This window comes from Vibrio maritimus, assembly GCF_021441885.1.
GTDB lineage: Bacteria > Pseudomonadota > Gammaproteobacteria > Enterobacterales > Vibrionaceae > Vibrio > Vibrio maritimus_B.
In genome coordinates, this window is sequence record NZ_CP090438.1 from 1,323,303 (window position 1) to 1,342,020 (window position 18,718).

At 45.8% G+C, this 18,718-nt stretch carries 15 protein-coding genes; 7 read left to right on the top strand and 8 right to left on the bottom strand.

Features of this window, described 5'->3' with window-relative positions; genetic code table 11:
- The first annotated feature begins 143 nt into the window (after nt 1-143).
- From LY387_RS06065 to LY387_RS06080, 4 genes are all read left to right on the top strand, one after another.
- The gene (locus LY387_RS06065) at nt 144-1,226 is read left to right on the top strand and encodes a hypothetical protein (RefSeq protein WP_234495679.1); all 1,083 of its coding nucleotides are present in this window, start codon (nt 144-146) and stop codon (nt 1,224-1,226) included.
- 129 nt (nt 1,227-1,355) lie between these two features.
- Nucleotides 1,356-1,595 carry a hypothetical protein gene (locus LY387_RS06070; RefSeq protein WP_234495680.1) on the top strand — a complete coding sequence of 80 codons (240 nt, stop codon included), beginning with the start codon at nt 1,356-1,358 and terminating at the stop codon, nt 1,593-1,595.
- Nucleotides 1,588-2,379, top strand: coding sequence for a polyphosphate kinase 2 (ppk2, locus tag LY387_RS06075; protein ID WP_234495681.1), 792 nt, complete (start codon nt 1,588-1,590; stop codon nt 2,377-2,379). The genes LY387_RS06070 and ppk2 overlap by 8 nt, the downstream gene beginning before the upstream one ends.
- Complete coding sequence (locus LY387_RS06080; RefSeq protein WP_234495682.1) at nt 2,367-3,059, top strand: Crp/Fnr family transcriptional regulator; 693 nt, start codon at nt 2,367-2,369, stop codon at nt 3,057-3,059. Before ppk2 ends, LY387_RS06080 begins: the two co-directional genes overlap by 13 nt.
- Nucleotides 3,060-3,073: 14 nt before the next feature.
- Here LY387_RS06080 and LY387_RS06085 read toward each other — a convergent pair whose 3' ends face one another.
- Nucleotides 3,074-4,606, bottom strand: coding sequence for a phospholipase D-like domain-containing protein (locus LY387_RS06085; RefSeq protein ID WP_234495683.1), 1,533 nt, complete (start codon nt 4,604-4,606; stop codon nt 3,074-3,076).
- A gap of 331 nt (nt 4,607-4,937) precedes the next feature.
- On the opposite strand from LY387_RS06085, the gene LY387_RS06090 reads away from it, so the two are divergent.
- Nucleotides 4,938-5,489, top strand: coding sequence for a hypothetical protein (locus LY387_RS06090; protein WP_234495684.1), 552 nt, complete (start codon nt 4,938-4,940; stop codon nt 5,487-5,489).
- Between the two features lie 78 nt (nt 5,490-5,567).
- Here LY387_RS06090 and yfaE read toward each other — a convergent pair whose 3' ends face one another.
- The 4 genes from yfaE to ubiG all read right to left on the bottom strand — a co-directional run bounded on the left by yfaE (nt 5,568) and on the right by ubiG (nt 10,572).
- The gene (yfaE, locus tag LY387_RS06095) at nt 5,568-5,843 is read right to left on the bottom strand and encodes a class I ribonucleotide reductase maintenance protein YfaE (protein WP_128648584.1); all 276 of its coding nucleotides are present in this window, start codon (nt 5,841-5,843) and stop codon (nt 5,568-5,570) included.
- Entirely contained in the window at nt 5,843-6,976 is a 1,134-nt protein-coding gene (gene nrdB, locus LY387_RS06100) for a class Ia ribonucleoside-diphosphate reductase subunit beta (RefSeq protein WP_234495685.1), read from the bottom strand. The genes yfaE and nrdB overlap by 1 nt, the downstream gene beginning before the upstream one ends.
- Nucleotides 6,977-7,065: 89 nt before the next feature.
- Complete coding sequence (nrdA, locus tag LY387_RS06105) at nt 7,066-9,354, bottom strand: class 1a ribonucleoside-diphosphate reductase subunit alpha (protein ID WP_234495686.1); 2,289 nt, start codon at nt 9,352-9,354, stop codon at nt 7,066-7,068.
- Between the two features lie 507 nt (nt 9,355-9,861).
- Complete coding sequence (ubiG, locus tag LY387_RS06110; RefSeq protein WP_234495687.1) at nt 9,862-10,572, bottom strand: bifunctional 2-polyprenyl-6-hydroxyphenol methylase/3-demethylubiquinol 3-O-methyltransferase UbiG; 711 nt, start codon at nt 10,570-10,572, stop codon at nt 9,862-9,864.
- Nucleotides 10,573-10,898: 326 nt separating this feature from the next.
- Here ubiG and gyrA point away from each other — a divergent pair, with 326 nt between their 5' ends.
- Nucleotides 10,899-13,532: a DNA topoisomerase (ATP-hydrolyzing) subunit A gene (gyrA, locus tag LY387_RS06115; protein ID WP_234495688.1), complete on the top strand. Its 2,634-nt coding sequence runs from the start codon at nt 10,899-10,901 to the stop codon at nt 13,530-13,532.
- A 165-nt stretch (nt 13,533-13,697) separates the two neighbouring features.
- Entirely contained in the window at nt 13,698-14,264 is a 567-nt protein-coding gene (locus LY387_RS06120; RefSeq protein ID WP_234495689.1) for a sugar O-acetyltransferase, read from the top strand.
- Between the two features lie 46 nt (nt 14,265-14,310).
- Here LY387_RS06120 and LY387_RS06125 read toward each other — a convergent pair whose 3' ends face one another.
- The 3 genes from LY387_RS06125 to LY387_RS06135 form a co-directional block, all read right to left on the bottom strand.
- Nucleotides 14,311-16,098: an ABC transporter ATP-binding protein gene (locus LY387_RS06125; RefSeq protein WP_234495690.1), complete on the bottom strand. Its 1,788-nt coding sequence runs from the start codon at nt 16,096-16,098 to the stop codon at nt 14,311-14,313.
- A complete protein-coding gene (locus LY387_RS06130) occupies nt 16,092-17,855 on the bottom strand; it encodes an ABC transporter ATP-binding protein (RefSeq protein WP_234495691.1) in 1,764 nt (587 codons plus the stop codon). The genes LY387_RS06125 and LY387_RS06130 overlap by 7 nt, the downstream gene beginning before the upstream one ends.
- Before the next feature lie 136 nt (nt 17,856-17,991).
- Nucleotides 17,992-18,618: a DsbA family protein gene (locus tag LY387_RS06135; protein WP_234495692.1), complete on the bottom strand. Its 627-nt coding sequence runs from the start codon at nt 18,616-18,618 to the stop codon at nt 17,992-17,994.
- Nucleotides 18,619-18,718: the final 100 nt, after the last annotated feature.

Sequence of the window (18,718 nt, forward strand, 5' to 3'; positions counted from 1 at the left end):
TCCTTATTCAGCGATTTAAGTATCGCTCGATAATGCTCGTGTCTGTCAGATGTGCCAAGAGCTTAATTCAACAGTTCGCAAATCCTGTGCACTAAGAGTGCGTGCAGGAACAGTTAAACGTATTCAATCAATGAGAAAACATTATGAACAATACAATTCAAGACCTGTTTGTGTCACTTCGTAGCTACATCGATGACCACCAAGAAACTAAGTCAAACATGATGACCGTGTACGCTAACTTGGATCCAAGCGATTACACCAACCAGCGTGAGCGTCCAGCTTGGATGATTGAACTAAAGAACCAGTTCGACATGCTAACGCCAGAGCAAAAGGCAGATGCAGAGAGCAAGGTCGGCACTGCACTCACTTGGGAATACATTGAAGAAAAAACACTGGAAGCATTTGCTCAGCATGAGCCTCGTGGCAAGGCGGCAATGATTCTTACTGACTTTGTAGATGGCATGATCGTTGACTTACCGCTTCCTGTGGAAAACAAGGTGCACTTCGGGCTACCTCAGGTATCTGAACTACTTTCTCAATTGCACCGCTACGGTAAGTACCTAGTGGTACTGTTCTCTGAAAAAGAACACCGCGTTATCTCTGTAAACCTAAACACAAACGGCAGCGAGCAACTTGTTGATAGCGGTGTTGAAAGTGGTGTGTTCTTGCGACCAGGTGGCAAAAAGTCACGCACGCAAGCTTCAGAAAGGCGCGACCTTGATACAGAAAGACGTATCTATGGCAGTGCGGCAGAAGAGATTAATGCCCACTTTATGGAAGATACGGATTTTGATCGCATCATTTTAGGTGGAAACCTAAAGATTGCTAAGCAGGTGGCTAATGAACTGCACCATACGGTAGCTGAGCGTCTGGTATCCATTGAGCCGATCCCATTCAAGGTATCTGAGCGCGATCTAAAGCGCATGGTTCGAGTTATCGCAGATGAGTATGAGCAGGTGCAAGATACGTCTCTGGTACAAGAACTACTGATTCGTCAAAACACTTGTGACCGCAGCGCATTTGGTCTGGATGCAGTCATGACCGCGCTGGAAAACGGTCAGGTACGACGCATTTACTTGCCACACCCAGTGAACGCTCAGAAGTTCAACATGGTTCTGGTAGAAGCGATGACGAACAATGTCGATGTGGAAATTCTACACGGCGAAGCAGCAGAGCGACTCAATGCGTTAGGTGGTGTTGCAGCAACCTTGTATTACGCGTTCTAACGATTTAACGATTTAACGATTTGCCCCGCCCAGAGCGGACTCCAAGGATGGTCTCTTGGCTCGGGTGGGGCTCTTTTCTTATCTAATATCTCTATCAATTATTAACTCTATTAATAGAAAGGTGACAGCATGCTTATTGTTGTGTTTATAGCAATCGCAGTAATGGTTTTCTTGAGTGTGTTTTTAAGAGTCAAAGCAGAAAAGGGAATTGTCAAAAAAGTGTGTGACAAGGGCAACGAGCTAAAAGAAGTCTGTATTAGCGTCTGTTGCGGCAGCTTAGGCAGCTACGGCCCTGTACTTCCAAAGAATGTGCAAGAGTTTATCAAGGCTCGCAACCTAAAAGAGGATCAGAAGCTGAACAATGAATAGTGCACTTGATAATAAGAAAATGAAGAAAAAGAAGTACAAGAAGCAGCTAAAAAAGCTTCAAGAAGAGTTAGTTCAGCTTCAAGGGCACATTATTAAAAACGGCCTCAAAGTCGTTATCGTTTTTGAGGGTAGAGACTCTGCAGGTAAAGGTGGCAGCATCAAGCGAATTGTCGATAAGCTCGACCCTAATCACGTTCGCGTCGTTGCAAAAGGTAAACCAACGGATGCTGAAGAAAAACAGTGGTACTTTCAGCGCTGGGTGAAAGAGATGCCTAGTGAGGGCGAAATGGTTATTTTCGACCGCAGTTGGTATACCCGAGCTGGCGTAGAGTCTGTCATGAATTTCGCGAGTGAAGAACAAGTCGCGAGCTTTCTAAAAGATTGCCCATCGTTCGAGAAAAGTTTGGTTAGGCAAGGTGTGATTGTGCTGAAGTATTGGCTTTCTATCACACATCAGACTCAAGAGAATCGTTTTCATGAACGACTAAACAAAGTAACTAAGCGTTGGAAGCTATCACCTATGGATCTTAAGTCTCGTCACAAGTGGTTGTATTACACTCGCGCTAAAGAACGCATGTTTCGCAAAACCCATACGAAACATTGTCCATGGTACATCGTGGATAACAATTGTAAGCGTACAGGCAGACTTAACCTAATTCGTCATATACTCGATCAGTTTGATTTTGAGCGAACTGCGCTTATCGGTGAATCTTTGCCAGAAGTGGCAGTTAATGATTGTAAGCCGAATCCAGAGTTTGAGTCGTTAAGAGTATGCAGTCTATAATCAACGGCAGTGTGATTAACCGAACTCGGCGGCGTATGACGACAGCATTGGAAATAGCGAAAGTATTTAACGTTCCCATAGACTTAGCTGACCTTTTTCTTGAGGTGGGCACGGTTCAAACCGTTCAAGTTGGCGACTTTCTTGGAGTAAGAGGGCAAGAGCCGACGCATTTTGCCTTAGTGATGGATGGGGTGTTTGGGGTAGAGCGTGTTGATCATGATGGCGTTAATAGGCTTGTCGGGTTACTCGGGAGTGGTTCGAGTATTTTCGAGAATCCAATTATCATGGCCAATAAAGTCAATACTGTCATTCAATCTTGGTCTAAGGCGCGGGTTGTGCTTGTTCCAGCAGCAATCATTAAGTCCTTGCTAGATGAAAATTTAGAGCTGAATAAATTATTGGTGCGAACACAGGCCAAGAAGACTATGTATTTTGCACAGCTACTCTATTGGAGTCATGAGAAAGATATGGATCGCAAAGTACATTTAGCGCTCACGTTACTTGGTGATACAGTGAACAGCTCTACACTTACCCTTTCAAATGAGCAGCTATCAACGATTTTAGGTATGTCTCGCAACTCGGTGAGTCGATCATTAAAAGCGCTTACCGAAGCGGGTTCAATAGAAGTTGAGAAAGGTGCGATTACTGTGCTGGAAGAATTGCGAGATCCTGTCGAATAACGGGTCTCGCTTTTTTATAACTGCGATTCGACTGGCAAAAAACGCATCAAGTAGTTTGATGTGCGTTTCCACCAACTTGCCCCTGGCTCTTTGTCGAAGCGCTCCTCGCCTTTTGTCCACATCAATCCGCCATGAGCATCTACAGTCACTCGAAATGCATTTACCGTGACCACATCCTCAAGCGCCTGGTTTAGCTCAATTGCCAGCTCTGGAGAGTGTATTGAGACGCCAATTTCAGTGTTCTCATAGAAGGAGCGCGGATCAAAGTTTGGGCTACCAATAAACACCGTATTTTGGTCAAAGATAAACAGCTTAGCGTGTAGGCTTGAGCGAGAGGCGAACCATGCGTTCAAACTGTCTTTGTCGAGTTTCTGTTTTTCCCGCCCATCAATTTCATACAGAGTCACGCCCATATCCAGCAGCTGTTTTCGATACTTTGAGTAACCTGAATGAACGATAGCAACATCGGTCGATTTCAAAGAATTGGTAATTACGGTGACTTGGATACCTCTGCGTCGCAGGTCAGCGAAAAAATTCATCCCTTTTTTGCTGGGAACAAAGTAAGGCGTGACTATGGTCAATTGATGTTCTAGCTCATCGACCATGTGACTGACCTGTGAAGACCACATAAGATCGTAGCGATCTCGTGCAACGGTGACTTTACTCGGCGAGTCGTACTTTACCTCAGAGAATGCCCACGATAGCTGTAACTCTTCGCGATCGCGTTTGGCGTCAGCAAGCTTCTGACTCACGGCTTCTATGTAGTTTTTTGTTTCCGGTATTTTAGAGGCGCTCTTTAGGGAGCGGGTTTTCGCGATGATGTCTTTGTCTAAGGGTACTTTTCTAATTAGGCTACTCGCAGGTTTGGCTCTTTCGTGATTCCAGAACTCGTCAAAGGATGTCGAAATTTGGTTGGTTGCCGGATTGGTTAACAGCACATCAATATCTTCAAATACGATGTCAGGATTCGCACCAAAATATTCATCTCCAATGTTCCGTCCACCAACGATGGCTACTTGATTATCGATGATGAGTGCTTTGTTGTGCATGCGCCGTGTCGTGTGGCCAAGTCCAAAAGTGAGCTGGCCAATGAGGGTGCGGTTTCTTCGAAAGGCGTTGAAAAGACGCACTTCGATATTTGGATGCTGGTCGAGAGTGATGAGGACGTCATCGATACCAAAGCTGCCAAAATCGTCGAGTAAAATCCGAACTCGCACACCGCGCTCTGCCGCCTTTTTGGCTTCGTCTAGCAGCAGTGCTCCGCTGAAATCATTTTTGTAGATGTAATATTGAATATCGACAGAATGCTCAGCTCTGCTAATCAGTGCCGCTCTCGTGACCAGCGCATCGACAGGATCATTTAGTAGACGAAATCCACTCTGTTCACTGGGCTGAGACCGTCTAGCCATTTTTATCACAGAGGCGATATCACTTTCAGCTTGCTTGTTGACACGAATACTACCTGACGTGTGGTGATAGTGCTGGGGCTTGGTGACACAGCCGAGTGCGGAGGCAATCACAGCAGCGAGAAAGAGATATTTCATCATAGAGACACCACTTTTGCTCATTAGAGCGTTTGGTTGACGTTTCACACTTGCCTGTGCTGTTGACTCTCCATAGCGAGCGGTTTTGAAGCGTAAAATAGTAAGCGGTCAAGCCAGTAACGCCATGCACTGAGAGTGCTCAGAGCTAATTATTAACACCTTATGGCAAGGCGAGACTTCGCATATCTGATATGCAGCTTTGAAGGCAGGATTCGATATCTTTAAAACGCCAAGCTGATAGATTTTTAGTTAACCAAGTTCGCAAGACCGAAGCTTTAGTGCTTTTTATGTGAGTAAAAGATCATTCGGTCGGCAAGTTTAAAAAGGAACTAGTATGAAAGTTAACTCTCTATTTGCGTCGTTGTTCGTGTTGCCTATTTCTACTGCCGTGTTTGCAAGTGGGGCAGGGAATGTCATTAGTAAGGTGGAAGTGATTTCTGCCCAAGAAGATTGGTGTAATGCGGTTGTGCATATCAGTCAAACCTATGAAGAGAAGGGACACCAAGCAGCAGAGATGCTGGCACGTGAGGTTATAGACAATGCTTACGGTTATGAGATGGGCTCAGTGCTGTTTAAGCCTACACTCACCGTTAATCCACAGACGTTTAGATTGGATAGCGAAGGTGCGTTATCTTACTTTGTCGGAGGCAATGACACGTATCCTCAGGACTCAGGCTTTGCGCTAAAAAACTGGACGGAATGTCGCATTGATAACGCAGGTATTTTGGTTGCTGGTAACAGTGTGAATACCATGGGTAAAGTTCACTTCACCAATGCCGCGGGCGAAGTCACCTCGGTGGATAAAACTTGGACGTTCGTGAGAGATGATAAGGGACAGTTGAGAATTACGCTTCATCATTCGTCTCTAGAGTATGTCGCTAACTAATTCTGCTAAATACAGATAGAAAAAACGGCTCATAAGAGCCGTTTTTACTTGGAGAAAGAGCCCTCTATTAATAAAGCGCTATGCTCGCTTCTTCAACTGATGCGCAATATTATCGAGCTCAATATCGGTTTTCGCTCGACAAATACACGGCAAAATCTCATTTGCTTGTGTGTAGGCCATCGCAAACCCTACGTACTCCACTTCGCCTGAAACCAGAGTGCAGCGACAGGCACCGCAGTGACCATCTCGGCAGTTATATTCTGGCTCTAACCCAGCTTGCTCCATTGTCTCTAAGACGGTGTTGGAAGGGTTAGACTCGATCGTGGTGATAGAGTTTATCTTGATGGTTGGCATTAAAGTTCGAAGCCCTCAAAGTCGTCTGCGCTTACTTCGTTGTCAATCTGACCCACAAGGTAAGAACTGATTTCTGCTTCTTGCGGCGCAACCTGAACGTTGTCTGAAGACAGCCAAGCGTTGATCCAAGGAATTGGGTTCGATGTTGCTTCTGGGTAAGCTGCATCAAGACCAACCGCCTGCATGCGAACGTTAGTGATGTACTCAACGTATTGGCACAGGATGTCTTTGTTTAGACCAATCATCGAGCCGTCTTTGAATAGGTATTCTGCCCACTCTTTTTCTTGCTCTGCCGCTTCTTTAAACAGGTCGAAACACTCTTGCTTGCACTCTTCAGCAACTTGCATGAATGAGAAGTCGTCTTGACCGTTACGAAGTAGGTTAATCATGTGCTGAGTACCGGTTAGGTGCAGCGCTTCATCACGAGCAATAAGCTTGATGATTTTCGCGTTACCTTCCATCAGCTCACGCTCTGCGAATGCGAATGAACAAGCGAAACTCACGTAGAAACGAATCGCTTCTAGTGCGTTTACTGACATCAGACATAGGTACAGCTTCTTCTTCAGGTCGTACAAGTTAACTTTAACTTCTTCGCCTTTGATGTTGTGCGTACCTTCGCCGAAGCGGTGGTAGTCGTTGGTCGCTTGAATCAGGTCATCGTAGTAGTGTGCGATGTCTTTCGCACGCTTAAGGATGTGCTCGTTTTCAACGATATCGTCAAAAACCACACCCGGATCGTTCACGATGTTACGGATGATGTGCGTGTATGAACGAGAGTGGATAGTCTCAGAGAATGACCATGTCTCGATCCACGTTTCTAGCTCAGGCAGAGACACAAGCGGTAGCAGAGCGACGTTCGGGCTACGACCTTGAATCGAATCTAGAAGCGTTTGGTACTTCAGGTTACTGATGAAGATGTGCTTTTCATGCTCTGGAAGCTTGTTGTAGTCGATGCGGTCGCTCGACACGTCCACCTCTTCTGGACGCCAGAAGAACGAAAGCTGCTTTTCGATCAGCTTTTCAAAAATCTCAAATTTTTGTTGGTCGTAACGCGCAACGTTGACTGGTTGACCCAGGAACATTGGTTCTTTAAGCGCGTTATTCTTAGTTTGGGTAAAAGTACTGTAAGCCATGATGCTGCAATCCTTTTTAAGCCCTTCCTTCACAAGGAAGGGCAGAGAAATCTAATCTTAAATGCTGTAGAGGTTGTGTGCTGAGCACATTAGATCTTACAGCCACCGCCTGCACAATCGTCGTCTTGCTCAACAACTGCTGCTTTATCGTTCTGGTCGTCTTTCGCGCCGTCACGAGTATTATGGTAGTAAAGTGTTTTCACACCAAACTTATACGCAGTTAGCAGGTCTTGAAGCAGTTTCTTCATTGGCACTTTGCCACTATCGTAGACGCTAGGGTCGTAGTTAGTATTCGCAGAGATAGCTTGGTCAACAAACTTCTGCATGATACCAACAAGGTGCAAGTAGCCATCGTTATTGCCGATGTTCCACAGTAGCTCGTAGTTCTCTTTTAGGTTGGCAAAGTCTGGCACAACCTGCTTCAGGATACCGTCTTTCGACGCTTTCACTGATACGTAACCACGTGGTGGCTCAATGCCGTTGGTTGCGTTAGAGATCTGTGAAGAAGTCTCTGAAGGCATAAGCGCAGTCAGTGTTGAGTTACGTAGACCGAATTCCATGATTTCTGCACGTAGCTCATCCCAGTCGTAGTGAAGTGCTTCATCACAAACGAGATCGATGTCTTTCTTGTACGTGTCGATTGGCATCAAGCCTTTCGCGTAGTTTGTCTCGTGGAACGATGGGCAGCGACCTTGCTCTTTTGCAAGCTCTACAGATGCTTTCAGTAGGTAGTACTGAATCGCTTCGAACGTGCGGTGAGTCAGGTTGTTTGCAGAACCATCTGAGTACTTAACACCGTTTTTCGCTAGGTAGTAAGCGTAGTTAATCACGCCAACACCCAGAGTACGGCGGTTCATAGTTGAACGGTATGCCGCTGGTAGTGGGTAGTCTTGGTAATCAAGCAGTGCATCAAGTGCACGAACCACTAGGTCAGACAGTTCTTTAAGGTCATCAAGTTCGTTAATTGCACCCAGGTTGAATGCAGACAGCGTACATAGCGCAATCTCACCAGATTCGTCTTCAACGTTCGCTAGTGGCTTAGTTGGAAGCGCGATTTCTAGACATAGGTTAGATTGACGAACCGGTGCAACTTTCGAGTCAAACGGGCTGTGAGTGTTACAGTGGTCGACGTTCTGGATGTAGATACGACCTGTAGACGCACGCTCTTGCATCAGTAGTGAGAATAGCTCAACTGCTTTGACAGTCTCTTTCTTGATTGACGGATCGTTCTCGTACTTAACGTATAGACGCTCGAACTCGTCTTGGTCTTCGAAGAATGCATCGTAAAGACCAGGAACATCCGATGGTGAGAACAGCGTAATGTTGCCGCCTTGAACAAGACGTGCGTACATCAGTTTGTTTAGCTGAACACCATAGTCCATATGACGTACACGGTTCTCTTCAACACCACGGTTGTTCTTAAGAACCATCAGTGACTGAACTTCGCCGTGCCACATAGGGTAGAACACAGTCGCCGCACCGCCACGTACACCACCTTGAGAACAGCATTTAACCGCTGTTTGGAAGTATTTGTAGAATGGGATACAACCAGTGTGGAACGCTTCGCCGCCACGGATCTCAGAACCCAAGGCACGAATACGACCAGCATTGATACCGATACCTGCACGTTGTGAAACGTAGCGTACGATTGAGCTTGCTGTCGCGTTAATAGAATCTAGGCTGTCACCACACTCAATCAGAACACAAGAGCTGAACTGACGAGTAGGCGTACGTACACCAGACATGATTGGTGTCGGTAGTGAAATCTTGAATGTCGATGTCGCATCGTAGAAACGCTTGATGTAGTCAAGACGCGTCTCTTTTGGATACTTGGCAAATAGACAAGCAGCAACAAGAATGTATAGGAACTGTGCACTTTCGTAGATTTGACCGCTTACACGGTTCTGTACGAAGTACTTACCTTCCAGCTGTTTAACCGCAGCGTAAGAGAAGTCGTGGTCGCGAGTGTGGTCGATGTAATCGTCCAGCTCGTCTAGCTCAGCTTTTGTGTAGTCTTCAAGCAGGTGCGCGTCATACTTACCCATTTCAACCATTTTAGAGACATGGTCGAACAGCGCTGGTGGCTCATACTGACCGTACGCTTTTTTGCGTAGGTGGAAGATAGCCAAGCGAGCTGCTAGGTATTGGTAGTCTGGTGCGTCTTCAGAGATAAGGTCTGCTGCAGACTTGATGATAGTTTCATGGATGTCTGACGTTGTAATGCCATCATAAAACTGGATGTGAGCCTTAAGTTCCACCTGCGACACAGAAACGTTGTCTAGGCCTTCAGCAGCCCATGCGATAACGCGGTGGATTTTTTCGAGATCGATACTTTCTTTGCGGCCATTACGTTTAGTAACGGAAAGTTGCTGGTTCATTCTGAGGTGTTCCCTAACAAAACAATATGAAACCTCGCTTTTATGAAATTTTGTTGAGTCTTAGCGAAGGCTTCGTGATCAATGTCACCCTATAAAAATTGGCTTCCAACACAAGATATAGGGGTCATTTGGTTTACGGGTTACAAGATAGTGCTATAGAACGAGATTTTCAAGTTCGGCGATTTGAGGAAACTGTGGATAACTAGGGGAAAGAAAAAAATCAGTTAGTGGATACTTACCATTGAAGTTAGACCCGACTTAGTTGTGAAAATTACGTGCTAGCAGATCGGTTTTCTTTTAAACAAAGCGAAAAAAAATTCCTTGATCTTTGGCAAGTTTTGGCAGTTATTGATGAGGTGATTAAAAGTGCGATATCAGCACACAAAACCGACGAAAGTGTCTTGTTTTTGTAAACAAATTGTGTGTGACAGTTAACGTGAGTTGTAGCACCAATTTGGCGTGTTTGCGTGGCGAACCAGATTGGTGCTTTCACTATATCTTGTGTTTCTACAGCGCTTTTTCTGTAAACACGATGTAGTTAACATCTACGCGCTTGCCAAGCTTGTAGGTGTCGGTCAGTGGATTGTAGGAAAGGCCAGTAATGCCTCTCTCAATCAAATCCGTTGCATCAATCATCTTAATGAGCTCAGATGGCTTGATAAACTTATCGTGAGTGTGTGTCCCTTCAGGCACAATCTTAAGCAGTTTTTCTGCACCAACAATCGCGAACAGGTAGGACTGCAGATTGCGGTTTAGGGTAGAGAAGAAGACTTGGCCACCCGGTTTAACGAGTTTGGCACAAGATGCGATGACCGATGCCGGGTCCGGAACGTGTTCTAGCATCTCCATACAGGTCACGACATCGTATTTACCTGCATTGTCTGCCGCGTGCTCTTCGACCGTGCTTTGAACGTAATCGAGTTTGGTGCCAGTCTCTAGTGCATGTAGGCGTGCCACTTCCAATGGTTCTTTACCCATATCGAGACCCGTCACGTTAGCGCCTTGTTTCGCCATGCTCTCAGCTAAAATGCCGCCGCCACAGCCAACATCAAGAACCGTTTTGCCAAACAGACCGTTGGCATTATCCAGCACATAGTTAAGACGAAGTGGGTTGATTTGGTGAAGGGGTTTGAACTCGCCCTCGAGATCCCACCAACGACTTGCCATCTCTTCAAATTTTTTGATTTCGTCTAAATCGACGTTCCGTTGCTTATCCATATTTGCCAATTCTTTGTTCCGACTCGTCTTCGTTCGACATTGGGCAGGAGTATACCGCAATTTAGAACGCGAAAACGCCTTCAGTGATCATTAATGGTGCATTTGTAACTTTTATCCTAGTTTCGTTCAATTGGTTGGGTGTTTTTTCGCCGCTTTTCAGAGTCATAGATTCAAAATGTGCAAATTGTGGACGTTTGAATCACAACCAAGGTCACAACCTGATAAAAGGGCAGGGAAAGTGATGCCGAACCCACTATTCTTGTGTTATATTTTGTCACCTTATACGTATCGAATATACGATCAAACTATAGAGGGATATTGGCTCTATGAGCGATCTAGCTAAAGAGATCACGCCCGTAAACATTGAAGATGAGCTGAGAGGCTCGTATCTCGACTACGCGATGTCAGTTATCGTGGGTCGTGCTCTTCCAGATGTGCGTGATGGCCTAAAACCAGTACACCGCCGCGTTTTGTTCGCGATGAATGTACTAGGTAATGATTGGAATAAACCATATAAAAAATCTGCCCGTGTTGTCGGCGACGTAATCGGTAAATATCACCCACACGGTGATAGTGCTGTATACGACACTATTGTTCGTATGGCTCAGCCGTTCTCGCTTCGCTACATGTTGGTAGATGGTCAAGGTAACTTCGGTTCCATTGACGGCGATTCAGCGGCGGCAATGCGTTATACCGAAGTCCGCATGGCTAAAATCGCTCATGAGCTGTTAGCAGACCTAGATAAAGAAACCGTTGACTACGTTCCTAACTATGATGGAACAGAGCAAATTCCAGCGGTTCTGCCAACTAAGATTCCAAACCTACTGGTAAACGGTGCTTCTGGTATCGCAGTAGGTATGGCGACCAACATTCCACCGCATAACTTAAATGAAGTTATCGATGGCTGTTTGGCATACATCAAGAACGAAGACATCACGATTGATGAGCTCATGGATTACATCCCGGGCCCTGACTTCCCAACAGCGGCGCTGATCAGTGGCCGTAAAGGCATCATCGATGCTTACAAAACGGGTCGTGGTAAGGTCTACATGCGTTCTAAAGCCGAGATCGAAGAAGACAAGAATGGCAAAGAAACCATCATTGTTACCGAGATCCCTTATCAGGTGAACAAAGCTCGCCTAATCGAAAAGATTGCAGAGCTTGTCAAAGATAAGAAAGTAGAAGGCATTAGCGCACTACGTGATGAGTCTGATAAAGACGGTATGCGCATTGTTATCGAATGTAAGCGTGACGCAGTCGGTGAAGTGGTTCTAAACAACCTGTACTCACAGACTCAGCTACAAACGACATTCGGCATCAACATGGTTGCCCTAAACAATGGTCAGCCACAGCTGTTCAACCTTAAGGACATGCTGAAGTGCTTCGTTGATCACCGCCGTGAGGTTGTGACTCGTCGTACTATCTTCGAACTTCGTAAAGCAAGAGACCGTGCTCACATCCTTGAAGCGCTATCTTTGGCACTGGCGAACATCGATGAAGTTATCGAACTTATCAAAAACGCACCAACACCTGCTGAAGCGAAGGTTGGTCTAGTTTCTCGTGGTTGGGAGCTAGGTAGCGTAGCATCAATGCTAGAGCGTGCTGGTACTGACGCGGCTCGCCCAGATTGGCTAGAAGACCAATACGGCATCCGTGACGGTCTGTACTACCTAACTGAGCAACAAGCTCAAGCGATTCTAGAACTTCGCCTACACCGTCTAACCGGTCTAGAGCACGAGAAGATCCTTGATGAGTACAAAGCACTTCTAGAAGAGATTGCAGAATTAATGCACATCCTTGCAAGCACAGAGCGCTTGATGGAAGTGATCACCGAAGAGCTAGAAGAAGTTCAAGCAACTTACGGTGACGAGCGTCGCAGTGAAATTACTGCTGCCGTTCACGACATTGACATGGAAGAGCTGATCGCTCGTGAAGACGTAGTAGTCACTCTGTCTCACGAAGGTTATGTTAAGTATCAATACCTAAGCGACTACGAAGCTCAGCGTCGTGGTGGTAAAGGTAAGAGTGCGACTAAGATGAAGGATGAGGATTACATTGAGCGTCTGCTTGTTGCTAACACTCACGACAACATTTTGTGCTTCTCAACTCGCGGTAAGACTTACCGTCTGAAAGTATATCAATTGCCACAAGCGAGCCGTACTGCTCGTGGTAAGCCTATCGTTAACATTCTTCCACTAGAAGAAGGTGAGCGTATCACGGCTATTCTGCCAGTGTCTGAGTTCAGCGCTGACAAGTACATCTTCATGGCGACTGGCGACGGTACAGTGAAGAAGACGTCACTGGATCAGTTCTCTAACGTACGTGCTAACGGCCTAATCGCTGTGAACCTACGTGACGATGACTCGCTAATTGGGGTGGATATTACTAACGGCGACAGCGACGTGATGCTGTTCTCGAAGCAGGGTAAAGTGGTTCGCTTTAGCGAAGACAAAGTCCGTGCAATGGGTCGTACAGCGGCGGGTGTTCGTGGTATGAAGCTCGCTGAAGATGACCAAGTTGTGTCTCTGATTGTTCCTTCAAACGAAGGCGACATTCTAACCGTGACGCAAAACGGTTACGGTAAGCGTACTGAGCTAGAAGAGTACCCAACTAAGGGTCGTGCAACACAAGGTGTAGTTTCAATCAAAGTCTCTGAGCGAAACGGCCCTGTAGTTGGCGCTGTCCAAGTTGAAGAAGGCGACGAAATGATGATGATCACCGATGCAGGTACGCTAGTACGTACTCGCGTTGCAGAGGTGAGCCAAGTCGGTCGTAACACCCAAGGTGTCACGCTTATCCGTACCGCTTCTGATGAGTCTGTAGTGGGTCTACAGCGCATCGATGAAGTGGAAGAGCTAGCGGAAGTTGAAGGTGAAGAGGGTACAGAAGGCACAGTAGTTGATGCTGCTGCAACTGATACTCCTGAAGCACCAACAGCGGATGATGCTTCTGAAGAGTAACTCGATACTCTCATGACAAAAAACACCTGCCAACTGGCAGGTGTTTTTGTTTGAACTGACGGCTGCTTAACTTATGAATGTTGAGCGATAAACCAATTGGTGAAAACGCGGTTAGGCGAGTGATACAATATCCCCAATTTTATTGTAATACTGTAAAGAGATAACATGACCGAATTCGAAAAAATGCTTGCTGGTGATGAGTTTGATGGCGGTTCAGAGAGCATCAACCAAGTTCGCCAGAACGCCGCGGACTTGCTACAAGCAATAAACGGAAGTACCGACGATCGTCATCGTAGTGAGCTATTTCAGCAACTGATGGGTAGTATGTCGGAGTCGAGTATCATTCGCTCACCATTTTATTGTGAATTTGGCAAAACGATATCGATTGGTGAGAAGACCTTTCTCAATATGAATATCACCATGTTAGATGGCGCTAAGATAACTATAGGAAACAACGTCTTAGTTGGTCCCAACACACAGTTTTATAGTGCCAGCCATGACTTGAACTATCTAAAACGCCGAAGCTGGGCGACGCACTGTGCGCCAATCACTGTAGAAGATGACGCTTGGATTGGTGGCAATGTGGTGATTAATCAAGGTGTAACGATTGGAGCACGCTCTGTTATCGCAGCGAACTCGGTCGTGAACAGTGATGTACCACCTGACTCACTGTATGGAGGTACTCCCGCGAAGCTTATTAGAAAAATTCACGAAAATGAGCAGGGTAGTTAGGCTGTAGTTTGACGTATAAGAAAGGGCTCGTTCGAGCCCTTTCTTATTATTGATTTACCACGACTTTCGCAGTCTCTTTGTTAGATATAGACTCTTTAAGCAAACCGGCATACAACCCATTAATAGCAACGAGTTCACTGTGATTACCACGTTCGATGATTTCACCCTTATCGAGTACTAAAATAAGGTCGGAGTGTCGGACGGTACTTAATCTGTGCGCGATGGCAATGACGGTTTTCTCTTGGTAAAGCCGGCTCATCGCCTTTTGGATGAGGTCTTCGGTGATTGAGTCGACCGAGCTGGTGGCTTCATCAAGCATCATAATTTGCCCACCTTGCGCGATGGCACGAGCAAACGAGATAAGCTGAGTTTGCCCAACAGACAGATTGGCGCCATTTTTGTCCAGCTTAAAGTCATAATCTCTTGGAAGCTGTTCTATAAATCGGTCTGCGTAAACATAGCGCGCGGCTTCGACGACTTCTTCTCGGCCTACACCTTCTTTGCCAAGAGCAATGTTGAAGTGAATGCTCTGCTCAAAGAGGTGAACGTCTTGCATCATCATTGAGAAAAGGTGCGCGCAGTCATCGGCTGCAATTTGTGAAAGCTCGATACCGTTCAGCAAGATACTGCCTTCATAGTGACGATATGTCTTGGTAATCAGACGCATAATCGTAGACTTACCAGAGCCAGTTGAGCCAACTAGCGCGACTTGATGACCTTTGTTAAGAGTAAATGAAATATCCTTCAGCACGTAAGGTGCGTCTTTCTTGTAGCGAAAGCTCACGTTACGAAACTCTAAACTGTTAAACACTTTGAGCGCTGGTTCAATTTGCTGTTTTGAGAGCAACTGATGACCTTCCTCTTCTAGAGGTTCAACAAATAGCTCTTCGATGTGGTCGAACGCCGCAAATGAGCTCTGGATCGACGCAATTTGAGAGGTAAAATCGCGTATCGGCACGAACACCTTCTCAAGTGTATTGATGAAGGCAATAAGCACGCCGAGCGTTAAAGAGGCTTCCAACACCTGACCAGAACCAAACCAAATCATTAGCGCGATGGTGATCGAGGTGACGCCAGAGATAAAGGCAAACAGAATAGCGTCGTATTTATTGACCTTCATTTGAGCCGCCAAAAACTCATCCGTGTAGCTTTTGTATCTCGCTTCTACCTCCTCCTCAGCGCGATAGAACTGCACAGTTTTTACGCCTAGTAGCACCTCTTGTAAGTAACCAATGCCTCTCGCTAGTGCCGAGCGTGTAATCTGATGCATTTGGCGAAGTTTATTACGGACAAAGACAGTCAAGTAAATGACTGGCGGCATGACCACAAGTACCACCATGGTCAACTTCCAATCGATAAATAGCATCATGATTAGCAGTGCAATGGTGTTCAACGAGTCCCTTACTAACCCAACAACGGATTGCACAAACGAATCGCCGATAGTTTCGAGATCGCTTGTTAAACGTGACAAGGTAATACCGATCGGCGTGTTATCGAAATAGCTGCGCGGAAGTTTAAGCACGCGAGAGACCAATACCGAGCGCATATCCGTGATGGTGTGCTGGCCAGTTTTTCTTAGGTTATAAGCATAAGTCGTATCGACGATATAACTGATGATAAGGACGATAACCAAATAGAAGATATGTTGTAGTAACCCATCCATGTTGCCTTGCGATAGGTAGACATCGATGACTTGGATAATTAACCAGGGAAACAATAAGCTAGTAGCAATGGAAAGAGGCAGCATTGCGATGCCTATTATTGCTGTGCGCTTGTACTTTTTCGCGAATTGGAAGAAGTGCTTGAGGTATTTTACATCCATACCTTTTAACATGAGCCCACCTCCGCTTCAGTTTGTTGCAGTTGCCAGGTCTCTTTGTAGTATGGCGATGTTTCTAACAGTGTTTGATGATCACCCTTGGCAATGACTTTACCTTCATTGAGCACGATAATTTCGTCCATATATTCGAGCGCATTGACTCTGTGAGAAACAACCAATACTGATTGATTCTTTAGTCTTTCAAATAGTCCTTCGAGAATCTTACGTTCGGTATCGTAATCGACGGCGGATAGCACGTTATCCATGATGATCAGATCGCAAGGTTCTAACAGCGCCCTGGCGATGCTTAAACGCTGTTTCTGACCTCCAGAAAGCATGACGCCTTTCTCACCAACGACCGTTTGGTCCCCTTGTTCAAAGCGGTCAATGTCAGTGGCGAGCTGGCTGAGCGCCAAAACCGTTTTGACATCCTTCTCATCAATATCTGAATTGGCACTACCAAATCGAACGTTTTCCTCGATAGTGGCAGAAAACAGATAGGGGTCTTGAGTGATGGTTTTGACATAACGCCTTAAGTCACCTCGAGAAAATGCCGTTATATCTTCATTACCAAGAAAAACACTGTTACTGGGCACGTCGAGGTGGTGATTTAGGCAGTTAACTAGCGTAGTTTTGCCTGCGCCAATGCTGCCCAATATGCCAACCTTTTTGCCAGGTGGAATATCAAAGCTGATGTTATCCAAAGTAAGCTTTTCGTCACCCGGGTAGCGATAACTTAGATTTCGAACGGATAAAGTCTGCCCTTTAAGTGATTCGATTTTTGAAGAGGGTAATGTTTGAGTGTCAATCTCCGGGATGTCTGCATTGAGGATGGTTTGCACACTTGTGATACCAACCATACCGCGTTGATAAATGGTTGCGATTCTGCCAAGCGCCATTAACGGCATCGACAGCAGCACTGAGTAGGTCAAAAAGGCCGTGATCTCACCCAAGGTTAGCTCTTGCTGCATCAGCATATAGCCGCCAAGGCCAAGTATGAGGATCTTCATGACGTTGTTGGCGTAATCGAGCACTGGCATGTAAAAGACCTGAATGCGTGTGAGTTTCATTTGACAGTTAAGTAGCTTTTTATTGAGCTGGTCGGTTTCCGCTTGCACCCATGCGGACATTTGCTGGCTTTTGATTAAATCGATCGCTGATAGGTAGCTCATCAACTGGGCTGAATATTTTTGTAGACGACGCATATGCTCCATATGCAGATCTTTCATCCGCGTAAAACCAATGCGAAAAATGACGAAGGCAATCGCGATAGGAATGACGGAATAAAGCGTTAGCTCAGGCGAAATACGCCACATCCAAAGTGGTGTCATCGACAGCGCAAGCATAGTATTGAAGAGCTGCAAAAAACCCACCCCAAACATGAGTCGAATGCCCATTAAGTCATTGTTTACAATGGAGATGAGGCGACCAGAAGCGAACTTGCTATGAAATTGATTGGGCAAGCGATTGAGTCTATTCAGAAGAATGTTTTTTAGTTCTGCCTCGGTAATACGCCCAGGATTGAGTCCATAGATACGCGAGAGGATACGCGTGATGATCATAGCAATCGCCATCACGACGACAATGGAAACGTAGTACTGCAACTGGTTATGGCTCTCAGCGCTGATGTCATCGAGAAGGTCGATAGCCAATTGTATGTAGCGTGGGATCTCAACCTGAAGCCAGTTGACGAGAAAAATGAAGACAATCGCGAGCAAGTAAGAGGTGCGATTCATACGCAAAAAATGCGCGACAAACTGGGTTTTGGTCATTAGACACTTTCTTATCGGGTGAAACAGTAGTTCAAGGAAACCGTTTGATAAGTCGGTTTGTTTCCTGAATAAGTGTATACGGCAGCTTTATAAATAACAGTAAACAGTGAATATTTTAGCTACCAAGTAGAAACGTTTAACTAGTACGAGCTATTGAACGCACTTGAGAGAGGGTCACTTCAGGGCGCTGATAATCGACAGGTAACTCTATAACGGAGGTTCCTTTGACTAAAAACAGAGATGGGAAACTGTTTCCGCCGATACTGCGTGCAAAATTTATCTCTTGAAGTAGTGCTTTATGGGTCTCAGTAGCGGTGAGATCCTGTTCGAACTTAACTTTATCAAGACCAATGCTCTCGGCAAGCTGCATAAGTACCGGGTTGTCACTCGGGTTTTTAGCTTCAAGATAATAGGCTCTTTGTATCGCCGCGTACATTTCCAACTCTGCACCTTGAGCTCGAGCGGCGACTACTGCGCGACACGCAGGATAAGTGGAGCGTCTCGGTTCGTTCAGCTTCCAAAAATCATGGTTAAACTCGGTACCAAGATAAGACTCGATCTTGCGCCAATATTCAGCAATCTGGGCTCGCATGGATACTGGCATGGGTTGGTCAGTATCTTCGGCTAGACCACCTAATACATATTGAATCTCTACTTCATCACTGAGCGATGCTCGAATCGAATCCCAAACGGGCTTGTAGCCCCAACACCACGCACACATGGGGTCGTATACATAATAGAGAGTAGGGGAGATGGCATTCATATGATTTATCCTAATCGAGACATCCATGTTTTAATTCATAACTTTAGCATGGATGACGTATTACCCAAAGGTACGTTCTTTGACGCAGATTATAGAATTT

What these genes read in the sequence shown, in the direction of transcription:
- LY387_RS06065 (WP_234495679.1), top strand. Translation starts at nt 144, where the DNA reads ATGAACAATACAATTCAAGACCTGTTTGTGTCACTTCGTAGCTACATC.
- LY387_RS06070 (WP_234495680.1), top strand. Translation starts at nt 1,356, where the DNA reads ATGCTTATTGTTGTGTTTATAGCAATCGCAGTAATGGTTTTCTTGAGT.
- ppk2 (WP_234495681.1), top strand. Translation starts at nt 1,588, where the DNA reads ATGAATAGTGCACTTGATAATAAGAAAATGAAGAAAAAGAAGTACAAG.
- LY387_RS06080 (WP_234495682.1), top strand. Translation starts at nt 2,367, where the DNA reads ATGCAGTCTATAATCAACGGCAGTGTGATTAACCGAACTCGGCGGCGT.
- LY387_RS06085 (WP_234495683.1), bottom strand. Translation starts at nt 4,606, where the DNA reads ATGATGAAATATCTCTTTCTCGCTGCTGTGATTGCCTCCGCACTCGGC.
- LY387_RS06090 (WP_234495684.1), top strand. Translation starts at nt 4,938, where the DNA reads ATGAAAGTTAACTCTCTATTTGCGTCGTTGTTCGTGTTGCCTATTTCT.
- yfaE (WP_128648584.1), bottom strand. Translation starts at nt 5,843, where the DNA reads ATGCCAACCATCAAGATAAACTCTATCACCACGATCGAGTCTAACCCT.
- nrdB (WP_234495685.1), bottom strand. Translation starts at nt 6,976, where the DNA reads ATGGCTTACAGTACTTTTACCCAAACTAAGAATAACGCGCTTAAAGAA.
- nrdA (WP_234495686.1), bottom strand. Translation starts at nt 9,354, where the DNA reads ATGAACCAGCAACTTTCCGTTACTAAACGTAATGGCCGCAAAGAAAGT.
- ubiG (WP_234495687.1), bottom strand. Translation starts at nt 10,572, where the DNA reads ATGGATAAGCAACGGAACGTCGATTTAGACGAAATCAAAAAATTTGAA.
- gyrA (WP_234495688.1), top strand. Translation starts at nt 10,899, where the DNA reads ATGAGCGATCTAGCTAAAGAGATCACGCCCGTAAACATTGAAGATGAG.
- LY387_RS06120 (WP_234495689.1), top strand. Translation starts at nt 13,698, where the DNA reads ATGACCGAATTCGAAAAAATGCTTGCTGGTGATGAGTTTGATGGCGGT.
- LY387_RS06125 (WP_234495690.1), bottom strand. Translation starts at nt 16,098, where the DNA reads ATGTTAAAAGGTATGGATGTAAAATACCTCAAGCACTTCTTCCAATTC.
- LY387_RS06130 (WP_234495691.1), bottom strand. Translation starts at nt 17,855, where the DNA reads ATGACCAAAACCCAGTTTGTCGCGCATTTTTTGCGTATGAATCGCACC.
- LY387_RS06135 (WP_234495692.1), bottom strand. Translation starts at nt 18,618, where the DNA reads ATGAATGCCATCTCCCCTACTCTCTATTATGTATACGACCCCATGTGT.